Here is a 25,132-nt window from a genome sequence, read left to right on the forward strand (position 1 = left end):
TCCCGGTAAGCTCCCGGTCATGGCCGGAGAGCGTTATCACCACGGGGACCTGCGCGCCGCGTTGCTGGACGCCGCGTCCGCGGCGCTGCGCGTGCGGGGGGTCGACGCCCTGTCGCTGCGGGAGCTGGCGCGGGACGTCGGGGTCAGCCACGCCGCGCCGCGCCGGCACTTCCGCGACCGGCAGGCGCTGCTGAACGCGCTGGCCCTGCGCGGTTTCCAGCGCCTCTCCGCCGAGCTCGACGCCGCGGCGGGCACCGGCGGCCGGTTCCGCGCCCGGCTGACCGTGATGGCCCGCGCCTACGTCGACTTCGCGGTGCGGGACCCGGAGCTGCTGGAGCTGATGTTCGTGCGCAAGCACGCCCCGGACGCCTCGGAGGAGCTGGTCGCCGCCGGGCGCCGCTTGGGCGAGCAGATGCTCGCGGTGATCGTGGACGGACAGCGCAGCGGCGACGTGCACGGCGGCGACGCCGAAGGGATCGGGCTCGCGGTGTTCGCCGCGCTGCACGGCTTCGCCGGTCTGGCGACCAGCGGCATGCTGCCGGGGCTGGACACCGGCGAGGCGCTGGAGCGCATCCTCGACGAGCTGCTGCACGGCGCGACCCCGCGCTGAGGCGAGGGTGTGTTGACGCGAGTTCGCGCTGACGGGAGGACACTCCTACGAGAGGCCGCGCTGACGGGAGGCCGCCGAGACGCGTGGCTTCCGCCGACCAGGCCCGCGCCGGAGGACAACTCCCGCTGACGCACGCCGGCACCCGCGCGGGGCGCCGTCACATCTTCTCCGCGCCTGCCCTGATCGCCTCGCGGATGCGGAAGTAGGTGCCGCAGCGGCAGATGTTGCGGATCTCGTCCAGGTCGGCGTCGCCGATCTCCCGTCCTTCGGCCCGCGCCTGCCGGACCTTGGCCACCGCCGCCATGATCTGGCCCGGCTGGCAGTAGCCGCACTGGGCCACGTCGTGCTCCAGCCAGGCCTCCTGCATCGGGTGCAGGTCCTCGCCGACGGTGGCGGGCAGGCCCTCGATGGTGGTGATCTCGTCGGTGGGGGCGATGTCCTTGACCGGCACCGAGCAGGGGTTGAACGCCTTGCCGTTGTGGTGGCTGGTGCACGCCTTGCACACGTTGATGCCGCAGCCGTACTTCGGCCCGGTGACGCCGAGGACGTCGCGCAGCACCCACAGCAGCCGCACGTCCTCCGGCACGTCGGCGGTGACCTGCCTGCCGTTGAGGATGAAGGTGTATTCGGGCACGGAAAGCTCCTCGGTTCAGCGCGGGAAGTCCTGGAACGGACCCGGGGCGGTGCGGCGGTCCGCCGCGGGCTAGTAGGTGTGGCGCAGACCGTCCACAGGGGACTGAGGGATCGGCGGGACGGCCGGCTTCGGCTCGAAGGAGAGGGTGCCGTGGTTGACCGGGAAGCTGGTCGGCGTGGTGCCCGTCGCGCGGCCGTAGGCGCACGCGACCGCCGCCATCGACGCGGCCACGCCGAGTTCGCCCGCGCCGCCGGGTTCGCCCGTGGTCGGCGGCATGACGATGATCTCCAGCTCGAACGGCGTGTTCCACTGCCTGGTGTAGAAGTAGTTGTCCCAGCTGGCCTCCAGGAAGTGCCCGTCGCGCAGGTGGAGGCTGGAGGTCAGCACCTGGGCGATGCCGTCGGAGATCCCGCCCATCATCTGAGCCTGCAGGCCGCGCGGGTTGACCGCGAGCCCGACGTCGACGGCGAAGACGGCCTTGGTCACCCGCGGACCGGTGACGCCGTCGCGGATCGGGCGGTTCACGGTCTCCGGGCGGCAGTCGATCTCGACGAGCGCGGCGGTCACCCCGTGGTACTCGGCGTGGAAGGCGATGCCCTGCGCCGTGCCCGCGGGCATCGGCCTGCCCCAGCCGCCGGCCCGCGCGACCTCGTCGAGCACCGCCCGCGAGCGGTCGTCCTGCAGGAAGTCGCGGCGGAACCGGTACGGGTCCGAGGCCATCTCGGCGGCGAGCCGGTCGACGATCAGCTCGCGGGCGCAGGTGACGTCCGGGGAGTAGATGTTGCGCATGCTGCCGGTGTTGAAGCCCTTGTCGGTCTCGTTCAGCAGCTGCGTCGTGGTGCCGAACTCGTAGGGCATGGTCTGCGACAGCGCGAAGATGGTCTCGCTGAAGCCGAGGTCGGCCACCGGCAGCTTCGCCGCCATGGCCGTGACGACCTCGCCGAGGCCGTGGCCGAAGTCGGTGAACACGCTGGTGTGCCGCTGCTCGTAGCCGAGCACGGCGTCGGGCGTGAGGCTGACCCGGACCCGCGAGGTCGCCATCGGGTGCGTGCGGCCCTGCCGGCAGTCGTCGGCGCGGTGCCACATCAGCCTGACCGGCTTGCCCATCCGCTGGGAGATCTCGGCGGCCTCCAGTGCGGCGTCGCCGAACAGCTTGCGGCCGAACGAACCGCCGCCCTCGACCACGTGCACCGCCACCGCCCCCGGTGGCAGCCCGAGCCTGGCGGCGATGGTTTCCTGCGCCACGACGGGAGATTTCAGCGCTGCCCAGACCTCTGCGCGGTCGGCGCGCACGTCGGCGATGGCGCAGTTGGGCTCCAGGGCGCTGTTCCCGCGGAAGTGGAAGGTGAACTCTTCCTCGATCGTCCTGGTGAGCGGACCGGTTTTTGGTACGGCCATGGGGAGTTCGGCCGCGCGCAGCTCTTCGAGCACCGACTCGTCGGACTTGCCCTCGGCGCTGCCCGGCCCCCATTTGACGCGCAGGGCGCGGACCGCGTCGATGCACTGGCCGAAGGTCCTGCCGCGCACCGCGACTCCAGTGGACACGGCCACCACGTCGGTGATGCCGGGCATGGTGCGGACTTCCGCGGCGTTGACCACCGACTCCACGGTGCCGTTGATCGTCGGTGGGCGGCACACCATCGTCGGCAGCGCGTCCGGGACGTCGAGGTCCATGGTGAACTTCTTGCGCCCGGTCACCGCCGCGAGCGCGTCGACCCGGTTGCGCGGGGTGCCGATGACGGTGAACTCGGAGCGGGGTTTGAGCTCGACGGCGACCTCCTCGGTGCGCAGGCTCGCGGCCTTGCGCGCCAGCGCGCCGTAGGTGGTGCTCAGCCCGGCGGCGGAGGTGATCATCCCCGCGCGCGTGGTGAGGCTGGTGACCGCCGCGTCCAGCTCGATGGCGGCGGCCCGCAGCAACCTGCCCTTGGCGATCGCCGCGGCGACGCGGATCGGGGTGTAGGTGGCGAAGGTGGTGTTCGAGCCGCCGGTGAGCTGGTTGAACAGCAGCTCCGGCCGCGCGTCGGCGAGGGTGACGCGCACTCGCTCCAGCGGCACGTCCAGTTCCTCGGCGATCAGCATCGCGGTGGAGGTCGTGATGCCCTGCCCGACCTCGGCGCGCGGCAGCGCGAACGAGACCGTGCCGTCCTCGTGCACCTCGACGGTGATGAGGTTCGCGGTGGGCAGTGCCGCCTCGGTGAGCATGTCGTTGAGGTCGTAGATCTCGGCGGGCGACGGTGCGGACGGGACAGCGGCGCCGGCCGTGCCGGAGCCCGGGCCCAGCTCCGCCGCCGCCACGAGGGTGGGCGCCGCCAGCACGTAGCCGAGGAAACGGCGCCGCCCGACCAGTGCCGGTTCACCGGACTCTGCGGGCAGGGGCGAAGGGGCGTGCGTCGTCATTGACTGACCCTCTCTGGCTCGGGCGCAAGCGGCGGTGCGACGGCGTCGGCGCTGGTGCGTGGTGGGGGCGGATCCGGCGTGGTGCGGTCGGTTTCGGGTGAACGGTCAGTGGTGTGCCGCGGGCGGCCTGTGCAAGGCGGCGGTGCGACGGGTGTCGCGGCCGGTGCGGCGCATCCGGCGGGCTCCCGCCGCGGGGGTCGGCGGATCTCGCCGCGCGGCGCTGGACGGCGGTTCTCGCTGGGTGATTCGGGGACTGTAATTACGATCAACGCCGAGGTCAACGGCCGGGTGAGTGAGCGGGTGCGGCAACGTTCGGTGACCGGCTCGCCGCGGCTCTGGCGGTCTTGTCCACAGTGGTCTGAAGCCGGGCTTGGCAACCGCGGTCTCCGCAACCGCGTTCTGATGCCGGAAAGCTGATTTCGTCGCCGCAGGAGGCTGTGTGATGGTGGGCAGGAACGGTGTGTTGCTCCTGGCGGGAGTGCTGGCGTGTTCGGTAGCGGTGTTCCCGGCGCAGGCGCCCTCGTCGGCGGGAACCGGGGCGGTCGCGGGCTTGCACTACTTCGACCGCAACGCCGACGGCGCGTGGCAGCCGGTGGAGCCCGGAGGTGGCAGCGCGGTCGGGCTCTACCGGATGGACGGCGGTCGGGTCGCCACCGTCGGCACCGAACCCGGCGGCGAGTACCTGATCGAGGACGTGGCGCCCGGACGGTACCGGGTCGGCATCAACCCTGTCGGCTACCAGCTCACCACTGCGTCCGAGGTGGTCGTGGACGTTGTCGCCGGCGCGACCAGCCGCGCGGACTTCGGCAAGCTCGGCGCCGACATCACCGGAGTGACCTGGCACGACCGCAACGCCGACGGCCAACGCCAGGCCGACGAGCCGCTGCTCGGCGACATCCGGTTCTGGATCGGGCGCTGGGGCGGCGGCACCGACGCCACCGGCCACTACGCGCTGGCGAACCAGGGCACCGGGACCTACCCGTTGCGCTTCGTCGCGCCGGAGGGCATTCGGTTCTCCCCGAAGAACGCCGGTGCTCCCGCCACCGATTCCGACGCCGACCCGTCGACCGGCATCGCGACGGCGGTCGTGGCGTTGACCGACGGGCGGATCAACCAGGTGCCCAACCTCGACATCGGTCTGGTCGCCGAGTAGGTCCGCCGGGCGCGCGGACGCTGCGGAGAACCGCCTGGACGAGCGCCCGGCGCGCTTGCGCGAGCGAACCTGGTTATCTAATGTCCAGGTTCATGCGGATGAGCGAGGGCGTCGAGTGGGCGCTGCACAGCCTGCTCGCGCTGGCCTGGCTCGACGACGGTCGGCCGGTGCCGACCTCGCGGCTCGCCGCGGGCAACGACCTGCCGCCCGCGTACCTGAACAAGCAGCTCCAGGCGCTGGTCAGGGCCGGGCTGCTCGTCTCGACACCGGGGGCCAGGGGCGGCTTCAGCCTGGCCCGGCCACCGGAGAAGATCACGCTGATGGACGTCGTCGCGGCGATCGAGGGGCCGGAGGAGGCCTTCCGGTGCACCGAGATCCGGCGCCGTGGGGCGGGCGCCAACGCGCCGCGGCGCGAGTTCGAGTCGCCGTGCGCGATCGCGACGGCCATGCGCCGCGCCGAGCTGGCGTGGCGCCGCGAACTGGCCGCCCAGACCCTGGCCGACGTGCGGGCTGCCGCCGAGGAGCACGCCCCGACGGCGGCCGAGCGGCTGCGCCGCTGGCACGGCCGCGACTGACCCGACACCCCGTGGAACCGGCCGCGGGGTGACGACCGAGGAGAATCTGGATGTCAAATATCCTGGTTGTTGGTGGAGGTTTCGCCGGTGTGTGGAGCGCGGCGGCGGCGGTCCGGCTCCGGCGCGTCGTGGGCGCGGGCGAGTCCGAGCTCTCCGTGACGCTGGTGAGCGCCGGGGACGACCTGGTGATCCGGCCCAGGCTGTACCAGGCCGAACCGGAGCGGATGCGCGTCTCCCTGGACCGGGTGCTCGGTCCGGTCGGGGTGGACCGGGTGGCCGCGACCGCGACCGGCATCGACACCGGCCGTCGCCGCGTCACCGCCGTCCGGCGCGACGGGCGGTCCACCGAGCTGGCCTACGACCGGCTGGTGCTCGCCACCGGCAGCCATCTCGTCCGCCCGGACCTGCCAGGCGCCGAGCACCTGCACGACGTCGACACGCTGCCCGCTGCCGCGGCGCTCGACGCGCACCTGCACCGGCTGCCGGACCTTCCGGACGGTCCCGGCAGGTTCACGGCGGTGGTGGTCGGTGCCGGGTTCACCGGCCTGGAGATCGCCACCGAGCTGGTCGATCGGCTGCGCGCCGTCGCCGAGCCGCACGGCGCGGCCGGCGAGGTCCGCGTCGTGCTGGTAGAACGCGCGGACGTGGTCGGCCCCGACCTCGGCCCGGGCCCGCGGCCGGTGGTGCTCGACGCGCTGTCCGCGCTCGGCGTCGAGCAGCGGCTCGGCGCGACGGTCCGCGGCGTGGAACGCGACCGGGTACGGCTGTCGGACGGCAGCGTGCTCGATGCTCGCACGGTGGTGTGGACGGCCGGGGTGCGGGCCAGCCCGCTGACCGCCGACGTCCCCGCGCCTCGCGACGGGCTCGGCAGGCTGGAAGTCGACCCGTACCTCCGGGTCGCCGGGGTTCCCGAGGTGTACGCGGCGGGCGACACCGCCGCCGCGCAGGCCGAAGACGGCCACCAGGTGATGCAGAGCTGCCAGCACGCCGGTCCGCTCGGCCGCTTCGCCGGGCACAACGTGGCCGCCGACCTCCTCGGCCTGCCGCAGGAGCCGTTCGCGCCCGATCCCTACGTCACCTGCCTCGACCTGGGCTCGGCGGGAGCGGTCTTCACCACGGGGTGGCGGCGCACCGTCACCTCGGCGCACCATGCCGCCAAGCAGCGCAAGCGGACGGTCAACGAGGTGTGGATCCACCCGCCGGCCGACGACGCCGAAGAACTCCTGCGCCGCGCCGACTTCCGCGTCTCGACCCGGCAACCGGTCGCCGGCGGCTGAGTCACCCGCGGGTGGCGGCGACGAACGCCCGGTCGGCCTCGTCGACGACCTGGTACAGCCAGTCGGGGACGCGGGCGGAGTAGTCGTCGGAGAAGACGTCACAGGCGGGGGCCACGGCGTCGTCGGTGGGGCCGTTGACCGTCGCACCGTCCCGCGCCGGCCGCCGCTTGAGGTCTCCGGCGGCCTGCGCACATCGCCGCAAGGCGTCGGTGTCGACCTGCATGCCGCCGGACGGTCCGCCGCCTCCTCCACCGTCGGGGTTGAGCCGGTTCTCGATGCTGTTTCCCGCCCAGCCTCCCTCTCCGGAGGAGCAGCGTGGCAGGAACGGCGCGGCGGGCAACGGGTTCTCGCTCTCGCTCGCCGTTCACCCGAACGTCCGCATTTCTGGACGCCGGTGCGCCCGTGCTGCTGGTATGTCGGTAGATCGATTCCGAGGGGAGCTGGTGTGCCGATGACTGTGCGGGTGGGTGTGGTCGGGACGGGCGTGATGGGTGCCGACCACGTGCGGACGCTGACCGGTGGCGTCGCCGGTGCGCGGGTGGTCGCGGTTTCCGATGCCGACCAGGGCCGGGGACGCGCGGTCGCCGCCGAGGCGGGCGACGAGGTGGTCTTCCACGCCGATCCCGTGGACCTGATCGGCGATGCGGGTGTGGACGCGGTTGTCGTCGCGTCCCCGGATCACACCCACGAGGCGCTGGCCACGGCGTGCGTGGAGGCCGGGAAACCGGTGCTGTGCGAGAAACCGCTGGCGGCCACGGCCGCGGACTGCCTGCGCATCGTCGCGCACGAGGTGGCCAAGGGGCGGCGGCTGGTGCAGGCCGGGTACATGCGCCGCTTCGATCCCTCCTATGTGGACATGAAACGGGCCTTGGACGCCGGCAGCATCGGCGATCCGGTGCTGGTGCACTGCGTGCACCGCAACGCGCGGGCACTGCACTTCTTCACCCCGGAGATGCCGTTCACCAGTGCGGCCGTGCACGAGTTCGACGTGGTGCGCTGGTTGCTGTCCTCGGAGATCGTGCGCGTCACCGTGCACCGCACGCGCTCGTCCAGCCGTGCGGCGGCGCGGTTGGCCGACCCGCGGCTGCTGGTGCTGGAGACCGCCGCCGGGGTGACCGTCGACGTCGAGGTCTTCGTCAACGCCCAGTACGGCTACGACGTGCGGTGCGAGCTGGTCGGGGAACTGGGCACGGTCTCGCTGGCGCTGCCTTCGACCACCGTGGTGCGCGCGGGCGGTGCCGAGGGCGTCGCGGTGCACGCCGACTTCCGGACGCGGTTCGCCGAGGCGTACCGCCTGCAACTGCAGGCGTGGGTCGACGCCGCGGCGCGCGGCGAGGCGTGCGGGCCCAGCGCCTGGGACGGCTACGCCGCGACCGCGGTGGCCGAGGCGTGCCTGCGCGCGCAGGAGGACGGAACGCCGGTCGAGGTGGAGCTGGCGGACAAGCCGGCGCTGTACGGGACGTAGCCGACTCGCGAGGTGCGTCCGTGCCGTCTGCCACCGGATCCGGTCGGCCGCCTCGCGGCGTTTCGGGGCGGGGCGCGGCGGGGTATCTGCTAGCTCTGACAGAGCCAACCGATCAGCTGCGCTGAGGAAGGACCGCCATGAGCGATGTGACACCCGAGCCGAACACCGAGCAGATCACGGTGTGGCGCAACCTGCTGGATGCCTTCGCGCAGCTGAGCTCGGCCTGGGAGACCGCCGCCGAGGTGCAGCAGCAGGCCGCCGAGGACCAGGGCCCGGGGACCACGAGGATGCCCGCGGAGCTGGTCACCGCGTTCTTCAACGCGGGCACCCGGGGTGCCGAGGCGCTCACCGGGGTGGCCAACGTCCTGGCCGACCAGCCTGACGTGCAGGCGGACGCGGTCGCCGACGCGCAGCGCCGCGCGCACGGTGCGTGGCAGGAGGCGCGCAAGGCCTTCGGCGGCGGTGCGGAGTCGCAGTCGGAGTCATGATCGTCGCAGGTCGCGGGCCGATCTCCGGCCCGTGGTCGAAACCGGTCAGCTCCATGATTAATCCCGGCGCGCGGTGGGTACGTCACCAGTAGGAGCGACCGAAAGGCAGGGAGCAACGATGGGTTCCAAGTTCCGCAAGACCATCCGGGTCGGTCCGATGCGGGTTCACCTGTCCCGCCGCGGCCTGTCCTGGAGCACGAAGTGGGGCCACCGCACGTGGTTCTCCCGGAGCCGCAGGTACGGCTTCCGGCAGTCGTGGTCCGGGTCCGCGCGCCCGCTGTTCGATCGCCGCACCCGCCGCGCGCTGACGCCGGGGCGCTGAGGCGAGCCCCGCCCGCCGGGCCGCCGGCGGACTCCTGACGCGGGGTTCGGCGCCCACCCGCGTGCCGGCGGCAACCAGCGGGCCGTCAGGAGGGCCCCACGTCCGCACCGGGGGTTCTAGCGGTCCTCGCAACACCTGCGACCTGTGGGAGTTGCGAGGACCGTGGCATGTGAGGGTGACAGTGCCGAGCTGAAGCAACGCTTCCTGGACCGGCTTGATGCGGTTGGGAGCGTCACTGTGGCGGCCCGTGAGCTGGGCCTGAACCGGAACACGGCCTTTGGTTGGGCCCGGCAGGCTGGGCGGCGGTCGATTCGGGCGTCGCGTCGACACCCACGGCGCGAGGAGTACGAGCGGTTGCGTTCCGAGGGTGTGGCCCGACGTCGGGCGGCCGAGCGGGTGGGCATCAACGAGCGCACGGCGAAGGACTGGGACTACGGGGTCCGCAAGAGCCGGAACGCCCGGACCTACCCGAACGGGGTTCGTGTCGACTACGCGGCGGGCACCAGCACGATCGTCGACGTGAACTCCGTGGCGCCCAAGCTGTCCGCACTGGACAAGCAGTTGCATCCCCGGCTGCTGACCTTGGTGGAGCGGGAGCGGATCCGGGACCTGCGGGCCGAGGGCCACTCACTGCGGGCGATCGGGAAGGCATTGGGGCGGTCGGCCAGCACGATCTTGCGGGAGATCCGCGCGAACTCCGCCCACGGCGCCTACCGGCCGTATGCGGCTCACCGAGCGGCGGCCGCTCGTCGACCGCGCCCGAAGCAACGCAAGCTGATCGCGCAGGGACCGTTGCGCCAGTTCGTGGTTGACGGGCTGCGCAAGCGCTGGTCACCGGAGCAGATCTGCCACGCTCTAGGCAAGGAGCATCCCGGCGACCAGAGGATGCGAGTGAGCGTGGAGACGATCTACCAGGCGCTGTACTTCCAGGCCCGCGGTGGTCTCAAACGCGAAGTACAGGCCGCGATCCGCACCGGCCGGACCCGCCGCAAGCCACGCCGCAACCCGAACCAGCGCACCGCGCGGTTCATCGACCCGATGGTGATGATCAGCGACCGCCCTGCCGAGGTCGAGGACCGGGCCGTGCCCGGCCACTGGGAGGGAGACTTGATCATTGGCGCTGGCAGCCAGTCCGCGATCGGCACTCTGGTGGAACGCACCACGCGGTACACCATGCTGGTCCACCTGCCGAACGGGCATGACGCTGAAGCGGTCCGGGACGGTCTCGTAGCGACTATCACAACGCTGCCGACTCACCTTCGTGGCTCGCTGACCTGGGACCAGGGAGCCGAGATGGCCCGCCACAAGCAGTTCACCATGGCCACCGACATGCCGGTCTACTTCTGCGACCCGGCCAGTCCCTGGCAGCGCGGCAGCAACGAAAACACCAACGGACTGCTGCGCCAGTACTTCCCCAAGGGCACCGACCTCGGCACTTACGGACCCGAGGACCTCGAGCACGTCGCCCAACAGCTCAACGGGCGACCACGCAAAACGCTCGGCTGGGACTCCCCAGCCGAGCGCCTCGCTATGCTCCTGACCGAAGCCAGTTGACCATCTGTGTTGCGACGACCCCTTGAATCCGCCCACCGGACGTGGGGCCCTCGGCCGTCCGGTCAGCCCCTGCCACACCCGCACGTAGTCGACGTACATGGTCGAGGTGTGGTCCAGCGGCGCGTTCGTGAGTCGCCGTCGGCGAACTCGAGGAACTCGTGCGAGTGACCGGGACTCCGCGACACGGCTGATCAGCTTCGGGTCCGTCACCTCGCCGACCACCTGACCGTCGTAGCGGAACCTCAGCGACGACTCGCTCCGTTCCAGCCCGAAGGTGTGGTACCACGTGCCGTGCGGTCCCGGCGCCCGCACGGTTTCCGAGGACGACTGGTGGTGCTCGCCGTACCCGTCGTAATGCAACGTCACCGTCGCCAGGTGGCCCTCGGTGGGCGGCACGTGCACGCGGAACTCGATGCTGCCACGGGTGTAGCCGCTCTTGCCCTGGCTGTCGACGCGCCCTCCGCTGTACTGGCCGGGGCCGAGCCTGCCGAGGTCGATGGCCAGTGCTCCTCTTCCGTCGGTGCGCACGTTCTGCGGCTTGTACCACCAGTCGATCCCGGAATGCGTGCCGCGGCGCTGGTTCCGAATGGTCCACTTCGAACTGTCCACTGTGGTGTCGTCAAACTCGTTGCTGAAGACCAGTCGCCGATCCGCCAGGCCGCCCATCGGGGACGATCCGAGCGGGGTCGTGGGGTCGACCTTGCGACGCAGGCGCCTGCGCACGCGCGGCCGGCGGGCGAGCAGGGCGCACGTCTGACCGCGGCGGCCGCGGCACGAGGGAGGCGGCTTCTCCGGCTCGGGGCGCGGAAGTGGGCCTGTGGCGCCTCGGCATGACTGATCGACTCCGTCGCCGCGTGACTTCGTGGGATGCCCGAACGCGGGGCTGAACTGGTCGGTGCGGCGCGGGGTTGCTCGAAGCTCCTTGGGGCCAGCTACGGACCAATGCTCGCCAAGGTCAAGACCACATGGGCCGACTCGCCGCCTGCCGACGTCTGGGCGAATTGGCTGCCTCCTTATTGACTCCGGAAACAAGATTGCTTCTACTTTGTGAACAACTTCTTACTCGGAGTGCAAGAAGTGAGGTTCGCGTTGCAACCGGAGAACCCGCATCAGGCAAAACTCCTGGCGTCCCTGCGCCTGCACGGCCCGCAGTCGGCCGCAGAGATGGCCGCGCAGGTGGGCCTGTCCCGGTCGAAGATCGGGCAGGAGCTCCAGCGGCTCGAGGACCTCGGATTCGTCGAGCGGGCCGGCAAGGCCGAGTCCCGGGGCGGGCGCCGCTCGGGGCTCGTGCAGCTCTCCGGCGACCTGCGGTTCGTCGGCGTGGACATCGGCGCGACGTCGCTGGACGTCGGGGTCACCAACGGACGGCTCGACCTCGTCGCGCACGTGGCGGAGGACATCGACATCCGGTCCGGCCCGGACGTGGTGCTGCGGCGGGCCGTCGAGCTGATCGGCAAGCTCCGCGCCGAGGGCCACCTGCCCCGCATCGACGGCGTCGGGGTGGGTGTGCCGGGACCGGTGAGCTTCCGCGACGGCTACACCGTCTCACCGCCGATCATGCCGGGATGGGACCGCTACCCGGTCCGCGAGTTCTTCCTGAAGCAGCTCGACTGCCCGGTGCTGGTCGACAACGACGTCAACCTGATGGCCGTCGGCGAGATGTACTGCGGGCTGGCCCGCTCGGTCGGCGACTTCCTGTTCGTCAAGATCGGCACCGGGATCGGCTGCGGGATCATCACCGGTCACCGCGTGCTGCGGGGCAGCAACGGCAGCGCGGGCGACATCGGCCACATCGCCGTCAACGACGGCGGACCGGTGTGCAGCTGCGGGCGAACCGGCTGCCTCGAGGCGTGGTTCAGCGGTGCCGCGCTCTCCCGGGACGTCAACGCGCTCGCCCGCGGCGGCGAGTCGGGCGTCCTGGAGTCCATGCTCGCCGACGGTCCGCTGACCGCCGCCGACGTGGGAACCGCGATGCGGCAGGGCGATCCGCACGCGCTCGGCCTGGTCCGCGACGGCGGCAGGCGGCTGGGACGGGTGCTGGCGGGACTGGTCAACTTCTTCAACCCCGCCATGATCGTCGTCGGCGGCGGGGTGGCGACCGGCCTGGGGCACACGCTGCTCGCCGAGGTCCGCAGCGAGCTCTACCGGCGCTCGACGCCGCTGGCCACCAGCAACCTGCCGGTCGTGCTCTCCGAGCTCGGCGAGAACGCCGGGGTCGTCGGCGCGGCGGCGCTGGCCGGCGACCACGCGCTCGGCGTCGACCAGACCTGACATCCACACCTGGGGAACAAGAGGACCGACATGGAAAAGCTCGGTGTGGCCCTCGTCGGCCACGCGTTCATGGGTGCGGTGCACTCGCACGCCTGGCGGACGGTGGGGCACGTCTTCGACCTGCCGGTGGCGCCGGACATGGCGGTGCTCTGCGGCCGCCGGGAGGACGCCGCCGAAGCCGCCGCCGCGCGGCTGGGCTGGCGCGAGTCGAGCGCGGACTGGAAGTCGGTGCTGCGGCGCGACGACGTGCACGTGGTCGACATCTGCACACCGGGTGACAGCCACTCCGAGATCGCGATCGCCGCGCTGAAGGCGGGAAAGCACGTGCTGTGCGAGAAGCCGCTGGCCAACTCGGTCGCCGAGGCGGCCGCGATGGCGGCCGAGGCCGAGCGCGCGGCGGCCGCGGGCATCGGCTCGATGGTGGCGTTCAACTACCGGAGGGTGCCCGCCCTGGCGCTGGCGCGGGAGCTCATCGAGCGCGGCAGGCTGGGCCGCGTCCGGCACGTGCGCGCGGCGTACCTGCAGGACTGGCTGGTGGACCCGGAGGCGCCGCTGACCTGGCGGCTGCAGGCCGAACGCGCCGGTTCGGGCGCGCTGGGCGACCTGGGCGCGCACCTGGTCGACCTGACGCAATTCCTGCTCGACGACGAGATCACCGGTGTCTCGGCGGTGCTGGAGACCTTCGTCCCGCAACGCCCGCTGGAGTCCGAGCCGCGGAGCACCGGCGCGGTCACGGTCGACGACGCGACGCTGTTCACCGCCCGCTTCGCAGGCGGTGCGGTCGCGACGTTCGAGGCGACCCGCTACGCCGCGGGACGCAAGAACGGTCTGCGCATCGAGGTCAACGGGAGCGAGGGCAGCATCGCGTTCGACTTCGAGTCGATGAACGAGCTGCAGTTCCACGACGGCACCGACACCGCCGAAAGCTCCGGTTTCCGCCGCGTGCTGGCCACCGAGCCGGGGCACCCGTACCTGCAGGCGTGGTACCCGCCGGGTCACGTGCTCGGCTACGACCACACCTTCACCCACGAGATCAGGGACTTCGTGGTCGCGGTCGCGTCCGGTTCGCCGCCGCGGCCGGGCTTCTCCGACGGGCTGCGCGTGCAGCGGGTGCTCGACGCCGTGCAGCGCAGCGCCGCGCGGGAGAGCCGCTGGACCGCAGTCGAGGGAGGAGAGAGCTGATGGCACGTCCGGTCACGCTTTTCACCGGGCAGTGGGCAGACCTGCCGTTCGAGGAGGTGTGCCGGCTGGCCGCGGACTGGGGCTACGACGGCCTGGAGGTCGCGTGCGCGGCCCGGCACCTGGACATCGCCAGGGCGCGCGAGGACTCCGACTACCTCGCGCAGCGACGCAAGGTGCTCGACGACCACGGTCTGCAGCTGCACGCCATCTCCAACCACCTGACCGGGCAGGCCGTCTGCGACCACCCCATCGACGAACGCCACCGCGCGATCCTGCCCGGCCGGGTGTGGGGTGACGGCGAGGCCGAGGGCGTGCGGCAGCGCGCGGCCGAGGAGCTCAAGGACACCGCGCGCGTCGCGGCCGAGCTCGGGGTGTCCACAGTGGTCGGATTCACCGGGTCGCCGATCTGGTACGCGGTGGCGATGTTCCCGCCGGTTCCCGCCGAGACCGTCGAACGCGGTTTCGCCGAGTTCGCCGAGCGGTGGAACCCGATCCTCGACGTCTTCGACGAGTGCGGGGTCCGCTTCGCCCTCGAGGTGCACCCGAGCGAGATCGCCTACGACTACTGGACGACGCGGCGGGCGATGGCCGCGGTGGACGACCGGCCCGCGTTCGGGATCAACTTCGACCCGAGCCACTTCGTGTGGCAGGACCTCGATCCCGTCGGCTTCGTGCGCGACTTCGCCGACCGCATCTACCACGTCGACTTCAAGGACGCCAAGCTGCGCCTCGACGGCCGCAACGGGCGGCTCGGGTCCCACCTGCCGTGGGCGGATCCGCGCCGCGGTTGGGACTTCGTCTCGGTCGGCCACGGCGACATCGACTTCGAGTCCTGCGTCCGGGTGCTCAACTCCATCGGCTACACCGGGCCGATCTCGGTGGAGTGGGAGGACGCCGGGATGGACCGGCTGCTGGGCGCGCCGGACGCGCTGGCGCGGGTCCGCGAACTGGTCGCCATCGAACCGCCCGCCGCCGCTTTCGACGCCGCGTTCGGCGACGGCTGACCCGCCCGCCACGCCGGACCCGAGGGAGGTGCCGCTGTGAACGACCTGCTCGACATGACCGGAATCGTCAAGACCTTCCCCGGCGTCCGCGCGCTCGGCGGTGTGGACCTGCGGATCAGCGCGGGCGAGGTGCACTGCCTGCTCGGCCAGAACGGCGCGGGCAAGTCCACCCTGATCAAGGTGCTCTCGGGCGCGCACGCGCCCGACGCGGGCCGGATCCGCTGGTGCGGGCAGGAGGTCCGGCTGCCGTCGCCGGTCGCCGCGCTGCGACTCGGCATCGCGACCATGTACCAGGAGCTCGACCTCGTCCCGGGCCTGAGCGTGGCGGACAACGTCTTCCTCGGCCACGAGCTGGCCGCCGCGGGGTTCACCCGGCGCGGCCGGGCCAACCGCGAGGCACGCGCGTTGCTGGCCAGGCTCGGCCATCCCGAGATCGACCCGGAAACCGAGGTGGGGGAGCTCCCGGCCGCCGCCCGGCAGCTGGTGTCGATGGCCCGCGCGCTGGCGCACCGGGCGAAGCTGATCGTGATGGACGAGCCGACCGCCGCGCTGTCGGCCGAGGAGGTCGACAACCTCTTCCGGATCATCGCCGAGCTCACCGCCGAGGGTGTGGCCGTGGTCTACATCTCCCACCGGATGGAGGAGATCCGCCGCATCGCCGACCGGGTCACGGTGCTCAAGGACGGCCGGACCACGGCGTCCGGGCTGCCGGTCGCGGTCACCTCCACCGCCGAGCTGGTGGCCCTGATGACCGGACGCGCCGGGCAGGACTTCCCGGAGCGGCCGGCGGCGAGCACCTCCTCGAAGGTGGTGCTGGAAGTCGACGGGCTGGCGCGGCGCGGCGAGTTCGAGCCCGTGAGCTTCACCGTGGCCGCGGGGGAGATCGTGGGTCTGGCCGGCCTGGTCGGCTGCGGCCGCAGCGAACTGCTGGAGACCATCTTCGGCGCCCGCACACCGACCTCCGGCCGGGTCCGCGTGGCGGGCAGGCCGGTGCGCCCCGGCAGCGTCGCCGCCGCCGTCGCGGCCGGGATCGGCCTGACGCCGGAGGAGCGCAAGAGCCAGGCGCTGCTCCCGCAGCTTCCGGTGGCGGCCAACATCACGCTCTCCGCGCTGAGCCGCTACAGCAGGTTCGGCTTCACCCGCCGCGGCAAGGAGGTTTCCGACGCGCGGGAGATCGCCGAACAGCTCCAGCTGCGCCCCGCCGACCCGCTGCGGCCGATCGGCACGCTCTCCGGCGGCAACCAGCAGAAGGCGGTCGTCGGCCGCTGGGTGCTGCGCGGCTGCCGGGTGCTGCTGCTCGACGAACCCACCCGGGGCGTCGACGTCGGCGCGCGCGCCGAGCTCTACGGCCTGATGCGCAGGCTGGCCGCCGAGGGACTGGCGATCGTGCTGGTCTCCAGCGAGGTGCCCGAGGTCCTGGCGGTGGCCGACCGCGTGCTGGTGCTGCGCGACGGTGCGGTGGTGCACACCGCCGAGGCGGGCCGGCTCACCGAATCCGATGTGCTCGACCTGGTGATGGAGGCTCCGGCGAGATGAGCGAGCAGACAGTCCCGGCAGCAGTGCCCACCGTGCCCTCCCGGCTCGGCCGCTGGTGGGCGCGGGCCGACGTGCGGTTGACCTCGCTGGTGCTGGTGCTCGTGGCGCTGTGCGTGGTCGGGCACCTGACCCGGCCGGACGCGTTCCTGACCGAGGGCAACATCTCCACGGTGCTGCGGCTGGCCGCGGCGATCGGCGTGGTCAGCGTGGGGATGACCTTCGTCATCACCGCGGGCGGCATCGACCTGTCGGTCGGCTCCATCGTGGCGCTCTCCAGCGTGTGGATGACGACGTGGGCCACCCAGTCCTACGGGGTCGGCGTGATGGTGCTGTGCGCGCTGCTGGTCGGCGCCGGCTGCGGCCTGGTGAACGGGTTGCTGGTGGCCTACGGCAGCGTGGTCCCCTTCATCGCGACGCTGGCGATGATGGCCTCGGCCCGCGGTCTGGCCGAGCGGATCAGCGGCAGGCAGACCCAGGTCGTCACCGACCCCGCCTTCGGCGCGGTGTTCCGCGGCGACCTGCTCGGCGTCCCGGTGCTGATCTGGATCTTCGCGGTCGTCTTCGCCGCGGGCTGGGTCCTGCTCAACCGCACCACCTTCGGGCGCCGGACGCTGGCGGTCGGGGGCAACCCGGAGGCCGCGCGGCTGGCCGGGATCAACGTGCGCAGGCACACCGCGCTGGTCTACGCGCTGGCCGGGCTGTGCTGCGCCATCGCGGCGATCATGGTCGTGGCCCGCACGACCTCGGGGGCCTCGACCAACGGCCTGTTCTACGAGCTCGACGCGATCGCGGCGGTGGTCATCGGCGGCACCCTGCTCTCCGGGGGTCGCGGCAGCATGACCGGCACCCTGCTCGGCGTGCTCATCTTCACGACGCTGAGCAACGTCTTCACCCTCAACAACTTCGAGACCGACATCCAGAACATCGCCAAGGGCGCGATCATCGTGCTCGCCGTCCTGGTCCAGGCCAGGTTCCGCCGCCGAGCCCGCGCGGTGTGAACCGCCCTCCCGCATCCCGCTCCCGCCCACCACTCGCGTTCGGAGACTGCCATGTCCGCGTTACCCGACCACGCCCGCCGCCGGTTCCTGCTCGGCACCGGAGCCCTCGGCGCCACCGCCCTGCTCGCCGGCTGCGTCTCCAACACCCCGCCGACGCAGGCGAACCCGGCGCCGGTCGCGGCCGGGGGAGACAACGTCGCCCCGGGACCACCGGTGACCATCGGGTTCTCCGCGCCCGCCGCCGACCACGGCTGGATGGCGGCGATGACCACCAACGCCCGCGCGCAGGCCGAGCTGCTGCCGGACGTGACCTTCCGGCCCACCGAGGGCAGCGCCGACGTCAACCAGCAGATCGCCCAGGTCGAGACGCTGATCAACGAGAAGGTCGACGTCCTGGTGATCCTGCCCGCCGACGGCAAGGCGCTGACCGCGGTGGGGCGCAAGGCGATGGACGCGGGAATCCCGGTGGTCAACATCGACCGCGTCTTCGACTCGCCGGAGGCCTACCGGGTGTGGATCGGCGGGGACAACTACGGGATGGGGGTCAACGCCGCGAACCACATCGCCGCCGAGCTGGGCAGGCGCGGCGTCACCAACCCGGTCATCGCCGAGATCGCCGGCACCGACTCCCTGCCGCTGACCCAGGAGCGCAGCGCCGGGTTCCGCGCCGGACTGGCCAAGCACGGCCTGAGCGTGAGCAGGCGGGTGGCGGCGGAGTTCACCGTCGAGACCGGCGAGCGCCAGGCGACCAACCTGCTGCAGGCCGCGTCCCGGCTGGACGCGGTGTGGAACCACGACGACGACCAGGGAATCGGTGTGCTCGCGGCGGTGGAGTCCGCCGGGCGCAACGAGTTCTTCCTCGTCGGCGGGGCCGGGTCGAGGCCGATGATGGAGCGGATCAAGGCGGGCGGCAGCGTCGTGCAGGCGACGGTGCTCTACAGCCCGTCGATGTGCTCGTCGGCGATCTCGCTGGCCCGCCTGCTCGGCCAGTCCCGGGGCATGTCCGACCTGGCCGAGCACGAGATCCCGCGCTCCATCACCACCTACTCCGCGGTCGTCACCCGGGACAACGTCGACCAGTACCTCGACGTCGGTTTCGCCTCCTAGGGAGTCCTGCGGAAGTGGTGTGCACAGCGGTGCGAGCCGGGGCCCGCGCCGCGAGCGGCCGACGCCGCTCATGAACCAGGCATTGGCGCCGAGGAAGGAGCGTCTGCATGCGTGCGATCTGCCTGACCCTGGCCCTGCTGACCGCCGCGGCGGTGGTCACCGGAACCGCCGCGGCCGAGCCCGACGAGCCGCGCGTGCTGGTGTTCTCCAAGACCGCCGGATACCGGCACGAGTCGATCCCGGACGGCGTCGACGCCGTCCGGCGGCTCGGCGCCGAGCACGGCTTCGCAGTGGAGTCCACTGAGGACTCGAAAGTGTTCCACGATGGCAACCTGGCGCGGTTCGACGCGGTGGTGTGGCTATCAACCACCGGCGACGTGCTCGACGACGCGCAACAGCGCGCGTTCGAGCGCTACGTCAGGGGTGGTGGCGGCTACCTCGGGGTGCACGCCGCCGCCGACACCGAGTACGACTGGCCGTTCTACGGGCGGCTGGTCGGTGCGTACTTCGCGTCGCACCCCGAGATCCAGCCCGCGACCGTGCGGGTGGAGGGCGCCCGCCACGACTCCACCGCGCACCTGCCGCGGCGCTGGGAACGCACCGACGAGTGGTACAACTTCCGGACCAATCCCCGGGAGAGCTCGCACGTGTTGCTCTCCCTGGACGAGTCGAGCTACCAGCCCGGCGACGGCGCGATGGGCGACCACCCGATCGCCTGGTGCCACCGCGTCGGCGACGGCCGGGCCTTCTACACCGGCGGTGGGCACACCGCGCAGTCCTTCGCCGATCCCGACTTCCGCCGCCACCTGCTGGGCGGCATCCGGACCGCCATCGGCGAGTCCGCCTGCTGATCCGGCGCCCGGTTCCGAGTGACAAGGAGCGCAATGGTGCGAACCCCAAGACGATTACGCCTGCGCACGGTGGCCGCGGCCGTGCTGGCCACCACCGCGATGACCGCCGCGACCGCGGTCGCCGCTCCACCCCCGCCGGCTCCGCCGGACACCGCGTTCGACCAGATCACCCTGGCCAAGGGTGAGTCGAAGGTCGGTGAGCCGATGGCGCTGGCGGTGCTGCCGGACCGCCGCGTGCTGCACAGCTCCCGCGACGGCGCGGTGTTCCTGACCACCCCCGACGCCACGACGGTCCGCGCGGGCACGATCCCGGTCTACAACCACGACGAGGACGGGTTGCAGGGCATCGCCGTGGACCCGGACTTCGTCCGCAACCGCTGGGTGTACGTCTACTACGCCCCGCCGCTGGACACGCCCGCCGGCGACGCGCCGGAAGAGGGAACGCCGCAGGACTTCGCCCCATTCGAAGGCCACAACCTGCTGTCGCGGTTCAAGCTCACCGACGCCGGCACGCTCGACATGGCCAGCGAGCAGGCCATCCTGCGGGTGCCGACGCAGCGCGGGACGTGCTGCCACGCGGGCGGCGAAATCGACTTCGACGCACGGGGAAACCTGCTGCTGTCCACAGGGGACGACACCAACCCGTTCTCCTCCGACGGCTACGCGCCGATCGACGAGCGGCCCGACCGCAACCCCGCCTTCGACGCGCAGCGGTCCTCGGCCAACACCAACGACCTGCGCGGCAAGATCCTGCGCATCGACGTCCAGGACGACGGTACCTACCGGATCCCCCAGGGCAACCTGTTCCCCGCCGGCACGGACAAGACGCGGCCCGAGATCTACGCGATGGGCTTCCGCAACCCGTTCCGGTTCACCGTGGACCGCGAGACCGGCTGGATCCACCTCGGCGAGTACGGCCCCGACGCGGGCTCGGCCGACCCGGCCCGCGGACCCGGCGGCCTGGTCGAGTACAACGTGATCAAGGGGCCGGGCAACTACGGCTGGCCGTACTGCATCGGTGACAACCAGCCCTTCGTGGACTACGACTTCGCCACCGGCCAGTCCGGGCAGCCGTTCGACTGCGCGGCGCCGAAGAACCTCAGCCCGCACAACACCGGCCTGGTCGACCTCCCGCCGGTGCAGCCCGCGTGGCTGCCCTACGACGACGACTCGGTGCCCGAGCTGGGTTCGGGTCCGGAGTCGCCCATGGGCGGGCCGGTCTACCGCTTCGACCCGAGCCTGAAGTCGCCCGTCAAGTTCCCCAGGTACTTCGACGGCAAGGTGCTGAACTACGAGTGGGACCGCGGCTGGATCAAGGAGTTCACCCTCGGGCGCGAGGGCGAGCTGCAGGGCATCCGCCCGTTCTTCGAGTCGATGGAACTGGTCCGGCCGATGAACATCGAGTTCGGTCCCGACGGCGCCCTCTACGTCCTGGACTACGGCTCCAGCTACTTCGGCGGCGCCCCCGACTCCGCTCTGTACCGCATCGACCAAAACCCCGGTTCCAAGACGCCGAAGGTCCAGGTCAGCGCGGACAAGGTGTCTTCGGGCCAGGCGCCGCTGACGGTGAACTTCGACCCCGCCGGGACAGAGGACCCCGAGGGCGGGCAGCTCAGCTACGCGTGGGACTTCAACAACGACGGCACGGTGGACTCCACCGAGGCCGGGCCGGTGAGCTTCACCTACGACCAGCGCGGCGCGCACACGGCCAAGCTCGCCGTCACCGACCCCGACGGCCGCACCGGCTACGCCAGCGTGCAGATCGTGGTGGGCAACACGCCGCCGCAGGTCGAGATCGAGCTGCCGCCGGACGGCGGGGTGTTCGCCTTCGGCGAGCAGGTGCCGTTCCGGGTGCGGGCCACCGACGCCGAGGACGGCGAGATCGACTGCTCGCGCATGGAGCTGAGCTACGCGCTCGGCCACGACTCGCACGCGCATCCGCTCAGCGAGGAGTCCGGGTGTGAGGGCGTGATCGAGACGCCCGCCGACGAGGGGCACGGGCTGGACGCCGACGTCTTCGGCGTCATCACCGCCAGCTACACCGACAACGGCGCCGAAGGACTGCCGCCGGTGGAGGGCAGCGGCCGGGTCACCCTGCAGCCGAAGCACAAGCAGGCCGAGTTCTTCACCGAGTCCCAGGGCGTCGAGGTCGTCGAGGAAGCCGGTGCGGAAGGCGGGAGCAAGGTAGGCGCCGTCGACGACAGTGACTGGATCTCCTTCTCCCCGGTCAACCTGACCGGTATCGACGGCATCGGCTACCGCGTCTCGGCCGCCGGGCCGGGCGGCACCATCGAGGTCCGCGCCGGCGCACCGGACGGCGAGCTGCTGCACACCGCGCAGGTGCCCACCACCGGCGGCGGGGACCGCTACGTCGACATCGAGCCGGTCGCGGTGACCGCCCCGGGCACGCCGGGACCGCTGTTCCTGGTGTTCCGTGGTGGCGGAACGGGGCTGTTCGAACTCGACGCGGTGAAGTTCCACGGTGCCGGTGTCTCGCAGCCGGTTCCGCCCGACGACGCGGCAGCCCGGGCGCAGGGCGACCTGCCGCGCTGAGCAACCGCGGTGGTGGCCCGGAAACCGCGGGCCACCACCGCGGCCACCAGGAGGTGACCACGGTGACCGACACATCCCACCGACACGTTCCGTCGCCGGGCCGCACCGGCCTCTGGCTCTTCGGGGCCCGCGGCTCGGTGGCCACCACGGCGATCGCCGGCCTGGCCGCGCTTCGGGCGGGTGTTGCCGATGCGACCGGCTGCGTGACCGAACTGCCCGGGCTGCGCGAGGCGCCCCTGCCGGCGTGGGGCGACATCGTCGTCGGAGGCCACGACATCAGCGACGCGCCCCTGCACAAAAGCGCCGAGCAGCTCGCGGAGGCGGGAGTGCTCCCCACCAGAGTTCTCGGTGCGGTCGCACCGCAACTGTCCGATGTGGAATCCGAGCTGCGTACCGGATATGACCCGATGAGCTGCGGGGGATCCCAGGCGGCGGCTGTGCGGCAGCTCTCGTCCGACATCGTGAGCTTCCGGCGGCGCAACCGGTTGCGCAGGGTCGTCGCGATCAACGTGGCCTCGACCGAGGCGCCCGCGCCGGACTCGCCGGAACAGCACGACCTCGCGGCACTGGAAGAGCGGCTGGACGACGAGCGACCCCGCCTGCCCGCCGGCGTCGTGAACACCTGCGCGGCGCTGAGCGCGGGATGCCCCTACGTCGAGTTCACCCCGTCGCCGGGCATCGGCTGGGCCTCCCTGCGGCAGCTCGCCGAACGCCTGGGCCTGCCCTTCGCCGGATGCGACGGCAAGACCGGCGAGACGCTGCTGCGCAGCGTGCTGGCGCCGATGTTCGCCGAACGCGGGCTCTCGGTGCTCTCGTGGTCGGGCACCAACCTGCTCGGTGGCGGCGACGGGGCGACGCTGGCGGACCCGGTCACCGCCGCGGGCAAGCTGGAGTCCAAGTCCCGTGGACTGGCCGAACTGCTCGGGCCCGGTGTCTCCGCGCCGCTGCACATCGACCACGTGGCCGACCTCGGCCAGACCAAGATCGCGTGGGACAACGTGCACGCCCGGGGCTTCCTGGGCGCACCGGTGACCCTGCAACTGACGTGGACCGGCTACGACTCCGCTCTTGCCGCCCCGCTGGTGCTCGACCTCACCAGGCTGGTGGCGATGGCCCACCACGCCGGTCAGCGGGGAGCGCTCGGTGCGCTGGGCTGCTTCTTCAAGGATCCGCTCGGCGACTCCGGGCACCGCTTCGACCACCAGGTCCGGCGGTTGCGCGAGTGGGTCCGGGACACCGCGGCCGACCTGGAAGGCCGCGAGTCGTGAGCCGCCTGCGCACGCTGGTCGAGCTCACCCGCGCGCCCGCGGCGCTGACCGTGCTCGGCGACACGCTCGTCGGGGCGGCGGCCGCCGGGCGGCCGCTGCGGGGCCGCCGGCTGCTGCTGCCGCTGTCGTCGGCGGCGTTGTACTGCGCGGGCATGGCCCTCAACGACTGGGCCGACCGGGAGCTCGACGCCGTCGAACGCCCGGAACGGCCGATCTCGTCCGGCCGGATCACGCCCGGTGCGGCGTTGGGCGTGGCCGCCGGGCTGGGCGCGTGCGGTGTCGCCGTCGCGGCGGTCGCCGGGCGCGGAGCGCGGCGCACCGCCCTCGGGCTCGCCGCCGCGATCACCGCCTACGACGTGGTGCTCAAGTCCGGACCCGCCGGGCCGGCCGGGATGGCGCTGTGCCGGGGACTCGACGTGCTGCTCGGCGCCGGCGGCTGCCGCCGAGCCTGGCCCGCGGCGGCAGTGCTGGCGGCCCACACCTCCGCCGTGACGGCGCTGTCGCGCGGCGAGGTCCACGGCGCCCGCCGGAGCACCGCGCGGGCCGCGGCGGCGACCACCGCGCTGGCCGCCGCGGTGTCGGCCGCGGGGCCGCGCCGGTCGCCGGGCCACCGCGCCGCGGCGCTCGCCGCGTCCGCCGCCTACGCCGCTCAGGTGGGTCGCGCGCAGGCGCGCGCGGCCCGCACGCCCACGGCCCCGCTCGTGCGGGCCGCGACCCGGGCCGGCATCCACGGGATGGTGCCGTTGCAGGTCGCGCTGGTCGCCCGGCACCGCCTGACCTCCGCCGCCGCACTGGCCGCGGTCGTACCCGCGGTGCACCACTTCGGCAGGAAGGTGTCGGCCACGTGATTCCCCGTTCCACGAAGAGAATCCTGCCGCTGGCGTGCGCTGTCCTGGCTGCGAGCCTGGTGACCGCGCCGCCGGCGCCCGCCGCGAGCGCCGAGTGCCCTGCGCCCGACTCGCGGGCGACCGTCCGCTTCCTCGATCTGGACAGCGGGGTGGCCAACCGCGCCGCGGCGGGCGGGTGCACGATCAACGACCTCGTCGACGACGAACGGCGGTGGAGCGACCAAGGGCACTTCGTCCGCCACGTCCGGGAGGTGGCCGACGGGTTGCGCCGGACCGGCGTGATCGACGGCAGGGAGCGGTCGGCGCTGGTCGACGCGGCGGCGCGGTCGGGCATCGGCCGCCCGGGCGGGCCCGGCCCTTACGAGGTGATCTTCGACGGCACGCCGGAGTCCTTCGCCGCCTGGGAGCACGTCGGCGGCCGGGGCTTCGCGCTCACCGGAGACGGCTCGATGGTCACCACCGCGGAACCCGCGGGTGACGGCCTGGGACTGCTGCACTTCCGGGAAGGCCGCTTCGCGGACTTCTCGCTGCGCCTGCAGTTCCGCGACGACCGGCCGGGCGAGGGCCGCTCCAACAGCGGGGTGTTCGTCCGGTACCCGGGCGTCGATCCGGAGACGTTCCCGGAGTGCCGCACGAGCGAACCGGCGTGGGTCGCGGTGAACTGCGGCCACGAGATCCAGATCAACGACTCGCCGGAGGAGCCGGGCAACGACCCGCGCAAGACCGGGTCGGTCTACGGCTTCGCCGACCTGGACCTCGCGGCGGCCAGGCCGACCGGCAAGGGGGTCTGGAACGACCTGGAGATCCGCGTGGTCGGGCAGCACTACACCGTGCTGCGCAACGGCGAGGTGGTCAACGAGTTCGACAACGTGCCGGGCATCCCGTTCCCGGGGCGGCCCGACGATCCCGGAACGAGCGGCCGCCAGTACTCCGAGGGCGGGGTCGGGGTGCAGAACCACGACGCGGACTCGGTGATCGCGTTCCGCAACATCCGGGTGCGGGAACTGCCCGCCGACGCCAGGTAGGGGAGGGCCGCCAG

General features: G+C 72.3%; 22 protein-coding genes. 19 read left to right on the forward strand and 3 right to left on the reverse strand.

What is annotated here, in order from left to right:
- The first annotated feature begins 19 nt into the window (after positions 1 to 19).
- A complete protein-coding gene (locus SACE_RS14425) occupies positions 20 to 610 on the forward strand; it encodes a TetR/AcrR family transcriptional regulator (protein ID WP_009949633.1) in 591 nt (196 codons plus the stop codon).
- Positions 611 to 767: 157 nt separating this feature from the next.
- Here SACE_RS14425 and SACE_RS14430 read toward each other — a convergent pair whose 3' ends face one another.
- Both SACE_RS14430 and SACE_RS14435 read right to left on the reverse strand, forming a co-directional pair.
- Positions 768 to 1,244: a (2Fe-2S)-binding protein gene (locus SACE_RS14430; RefSeq protein ID WP_009949632.1), complete on the reverse strand. Its 477-nt coding sequence runs from the start codon at positions 1,242 to 1,244 to the stop codon at positions 768 to 770.
- A gap of 69 nt (positions 1,245 to 1,313) precedes the next feature.
- Positions 1,314 to 3,641 (reverse strand): molybdopterin cofactor-binding domain-containing protein, encoded by a 2,328-nt coding sequence (locus tag SACE_RS14435; RefSeq protein WP_009949630.1) that lies wholly within the window; start codon positions 3,639 to 3,641, stop codon positions 1,314 to 1,316.
- A gap of 442 nt (positions 3,642 to 4,083) precedes the next feature.
- Between SACE_RS14435 and SACE_RS14440 the strand changes: the two genes are divergently transcribed.
- The 3 genes from SACE_RS14440 (at position 4,084) to SACE_RS14450 (ending at position 6,646) form a co-directional block, all read left to right on the forward strand.
- The gene (locus SACE_RS14440; RefSeq protein ID WP_009949629.1) at positions 4,084 to 4,794 is read left to right on the forward strand and encodes an SdrD B-like domain-containing protein; all 711 of its coding nucleotides are present in this window, start codon (positions 4,084 to 4,086) and stop codon (positions 4,792 to 4,794) included.
- A 92-nt stretch (positions 4,795 to 4,886) separates the two neighbouring features.
- Positions 4,887 to 5,369: an RrF2 family transcriptional regulator gene (locus tag SACE_RS14445; protein ID WP_009949628.1), complete on the forward strand. Its 483-nt coding sequence runs from the start codon at positions 4,887 to 4,889 to the stop codon at positions 5,367 to 5,369.
- A 50-nt stretch (positions 5,370 to 5,419) separates the two neighbouring features.
- Positions 5,420 to 6,646, forward strand: a complete 1,227-nt coding sequence (locus SACE_RS14450; RefSeq protein WP_081468381.1) for an NAD(P)/FAD-dependent oxidoreductase — start codon at positions 5,420 to 5,422, stop codon at positions 6,644 to 6,646.
- A gap of 1 nt (position 6,647) precedes the next feature.
- Here the strand turns inward: SACE_RS14450 and SACE_RS14455 are convergent, their stop codons facing one another.
- Positions 6,648 to 6,869 carry a hypothetical protein gene (locus SACE_RS14455; RefSeq protein ID WP_009949626.1) on the reverse strand — a complete coding sequence of 74 codons (222 nt, stop codon included), beginning with the start codon at positions 6,867 to 6,869 and terminating at the stop codon, positions 6,648 to 6,650.
- Positions 6,870 to 7,097: 228 nt separating this feature from the next.
- Between SACE_RS14455 and SACE_RS14460 the strand changes: the two genes are divergently transcribed.
- The 15 genes from SACE_RS14460 to SACE_RS14530 all read left to right on the forward strand — a co-directional run bounded on the left by SACE_RS14460 (position 7,098) and on the right by SACE_RS14530 (position 25,118).
- On the forward strand, positions 7,098 to 8,111 hold the full coding sequence (locus tag SACE_RS14460; RefSeq protein WP_029621968.1) for a Gfo/Idh/MocA family protein: 1,014 nt from the start codon (positions 7,098 to 7,100) through the stop codon (positions 8,109 to 8,111).
- Positions 8,112 to 8,248: 137 nt separating this feature from the next.
- Positions 8,249 to 8,599 (forward strand): hypothetical protein, encoded by a 351-nt coding sequence (locus SACE_RS14465; RefSeq protein ID WP_009949622.1) that lies wholly within the window; start codon positions 8,249 to 8,251, stop codon positions 8,597 to 8,599.
- 118 nt (positions 8,600 to 8,717) lie between these two features.
- Positions 8,718 to 8,921 carry a hypothetical protein gene (locus SACE_RS14470; protein WP_009949621.1) on the forward strand — a complete coding sequence of 68 codons (204 nt, stop codon included), beginning with the start codon at positions 8,718 to 8,720 and terminating at the stop codon, positions 8,919 to 8,921.
- Between the two features lie 369 nt (positions 8,922 to 9,290).
- Complete coding sequence (locus SACE_RS14475) at positions 9,291 to 10,475, forward strand: IS30 family transposase (RefSeq protein ID WP_143538283.1); 1,185 nt, start codon at positions 9,291 to 9,293, stop codon at positions 10,473 to 10,475.
- A 1,089-nt stretch (positions 10,476 to 11,564) separates the two neighbouring features.
- A complete protein-coding gene (locus SACE_RS14480; protein ID WP_009951122.1) occupies positions 11,565 to 12,746 on the forward strand; it encodes an ROK family transcriptional regulator in 1,182 nt (393 codons plus the stop codon).
- A 30-nt stretch (positions 12,747 to 12,776) separates the two neighbouring features.
- The gene (locus tag SACE_RS14485; RefSeq protein ID WP_009951121.1) at positions 12,777 to 13,928 is read left to right on the forward strand and encodes a Gfo/Idh/MocA family protein; all 1,152 of its coding nucleotides are present in this window, start codon (positions 12,777 to 12,779) and stop codon (positions 13,926 to 13,928) included.
- The gene (locus SACE_RS14490) at positions 13,928 to 14,932 is read left to right on the forward strand and encodes a sugar phosphate isomerase/epimerase family protein (protein WP_009951120.1); all 1,005 of its coding nucleotides are present in this window, start codon (positions 13,928 to 13,930) and stop codon (positions 14,930 to 14,932) included. Before SACE_RS14485 ends, SACE_RS14490 begins: the two co-directional genes overlap by 1 nt.
- Positions 14,933 to 14,986: 54 nt before the next feature.
- Positions 14,987 to 16,468, forward strand: coding sequence for a sugar ABC transporter ATP-binding protein (locus SACE_RS14495; protein ID WP_037306448.1), 1,482 nt, complete (start codon positions 14,987 to 14,989; stop codon positions 16,466 to 16,468).
- Positions 16,465 to 17,466, forward strand: a complete 1,002-nt coding sequence (locus tag SACE_RS14500; protein WP_021341936.1) for an ABC transporter permease — start codon at positions 16,465 to 16,467, stop codon at positions 17,464 to 17,466. The genes SACE_RS14495 and SACE_RS14500 overlap by 4 nt, the downstream gene beginning before the upstream one ends.
- A gap of 51 nt (positions 17,467 to 17,517) precedes the next feature.
- Positions 17,518 to 18,573 carry a substrate-binding domain-containing protein gene (locus tag SACE_RS14505; protein ID WP_009951117.1) on the forward strand — a complete coding sequence of 352 codons (1,056 nt, stop codon included), beginning with the start codon at positions 17,518 to 17,520 and terminating at the stop codon, positions 18,571 to 18,573.
- A gap of 107 nt (positions 18,574 to 18,680) precedes the next feature.
- On the forward strand, positions 18,681 to 19,424 hold the full coding sequence (locus SACE_RS14510) for a ThuA domain-containing protein (protein ID WP_009951116.1): 744 nt from the start codon (positions 18,681 to 18,683) through the stop codon (positions 19,422 to 19,424).
- Between the two features lie 33 nt (positions 19,425 to 19,457).
- Complete coding sequence (locus tag SACE_RS14515) at positions 19,458 to 21,977, forward strand: PQQ-dependent sugar dehydrogenase (RefSeq protein ID WP_308196707.1); 2,520 nt, start codon at positions 19,458 to 19,460, stop codon at positions 21,975 to 21,977.
- 62 nt (positions 21,978 to 22,039) lie between these two features.
- Positions 22,040 to 23,245: an inositol-3-phosphate synthase gene (locus tag SACE_RS14520; protein ID WP_009951113.1), complete on the forward strand. Its 1,206-nt coding sequence runs from the start codon at positions 22,040 to 22,042 to the stop codon at positions 23,243 to 23,245.
- 5 nt (positions 23,246 to 23,250) lie between these two features.
- The gene (locus SACE_RS14525; protein ID WP_044547893.1) at positions 23,251 to 24,093 is read left to right on the forward strand and encodes an SCO3242 family prenyltransferase; all 843 of its coding nucleotides are present in this window, start codon (positions 23,251 to 23,253) and stop codon (positions 24,091 to 24,093) included.
- Positions 24,090 to 25,118: a 3-keto-disaccharide hydrolase gene (locus SACE_RS14530; RefSeq protein ID WP_009951616.1), complete on the forward strand. Its 1,029-nt coding sequence runs from the start codon at positions 24,090 to 24,092 to the stop codon at positions 25,116 to 25,118. The genes SACE_RS14525 and SACE_RS14530 overlap by 4 nt, the downstream gene beginning before the upstream one ends.
- Positions 25,119 to 25,132: the final 14 nt, after the last annotated feature.

The organism is Saccharopolyspora erythraea NRRL 2338, from assembly GCF_000062885.1.
Taxonomy (GTDB): domain Bacteria; phylum Actinomycetota; class Actinomycetes; order Mycobacteriales; family Pseudonocardiaceae; genus Saccharopolyspora_D; species Saccharopolyspora_D erythraea.

Excerpts from the sequence above, each read along its gene's own strand:
- SACE_RS14425 (WP_009949633.1), top strand. The coding sequence starts at position 20 with ATGGCCGGAGAGCGTTATCACCACGGGGACCTGCGCGCCGCGTTGCTG.
- SACE_RS14435 (WP_009949630.1), bottom strand. The coding sequence starts at position 3,641 with ATGACGACGCACGCCCCTTCGCCCCTGCCCGCAGAGTCCGGTGAACCG.
- SACE_RS14440 (WP_009949629.1), top strand. The coding sequence starts at position 4,084 with ATGGTGGGCAGGAACGGTGTGTTGCTCCTGGCGGGAGTGCTGGCGTGT.
- SACE_RS14445 (WP_009949628.1), top strand. The coding sequence starts at position 4,887 with ATGCGGATGAGCGAGGGCGTCGAGTGGGCGCTGCACAGCCTGCTCGCG.
- SACE_RS14450 (WP_081468381.1), top strand. The coding sequence starts at position 5,420 with ATGTCAAATATCCTGGTTGTTGGTGGAGGTTTCGCCGGTGTGTGGAGC.
- SACE_RS14455 (WP_009949626.1), bottom strand. The coding sequence starts at position 6,869 with ATGCAGGTCGACACCGACGCCTTGCGGCGATGTGCGCAGGCCGCCGGA.
- SACE_RS14460 (WP_029621968.1), top strand. The coding sequence starts at position 7,098 with ATGACTGTGCGGGTGGGTGTGGTCGGGACGGGCGTGATGGGTGCCGAC.
- SACE_RS14465 (WP_009949622.1), top strand. The coding sequence starts at position 8,249 with ATGAGCGATGTGACACCCGAGCCGAACACCGAGCAGATCACGGTGTGG.
- SACE_RS14470 (WP_009949621.1), top strand. The coding sequence starts at position 8,718 with ATGGGTTCCAAGTTCCGCAAGACCATCCGGGTCGGTCCGATGCGGGTT.
- SACE_RS14485 (WP_009951121.1), top strand. The coding sequence starts at position 12,777 with ATGGAAAAGCTCGGTGTGGCCCTCGTCGGCCACGCGTTCATGGGTGCG.
- SACE_RS14490 (WP_009951120.1), top strand. The coding sequence starts at position 13,928 with ATGGCACGTCCGGTCACGCTTTTCACCGGGCAGTGGGCAGACCTGCCG.
- SACE_RS14495 (WP_037306448.1), top strand. The coding sequence starts at position 14,987 with ATGACCGGAATCGTCAAGACCTTCCCCGGCGTCCGCGCGCTCGGCGGT.
- SACE_RS14500 (WP_021341936.1), top strand. The coding sequence starts at position 16,465 with ATGAGCGAGCAGACAGTCCCGGCAGCAGTGCCCACCGTGCCCTCCCGG.
- SACE_RS14505 (WP_009951117.1), top strand. The coding sequence starts at position 17,518 with ATGTCCGCGTTACCCGACCACGCCCGCCGCCGGTTCCTGCTCGGCACC.
- SACE_RS14510 (WP_009951116.1), top strand. The coding sequence starts at position 18,681 with ATGCGTGCGATCTGCCTGACCCTGGCCCTGCTGACCGCCGCGGCGGTG.
- SACE_RS14515 (WP_308196707.1), top strand. The coding sequence starts at position 19,458 with ATGGTGCGAACCCCAAGACGATTACGCCTGCGCACGGTGGCCGCGGCC.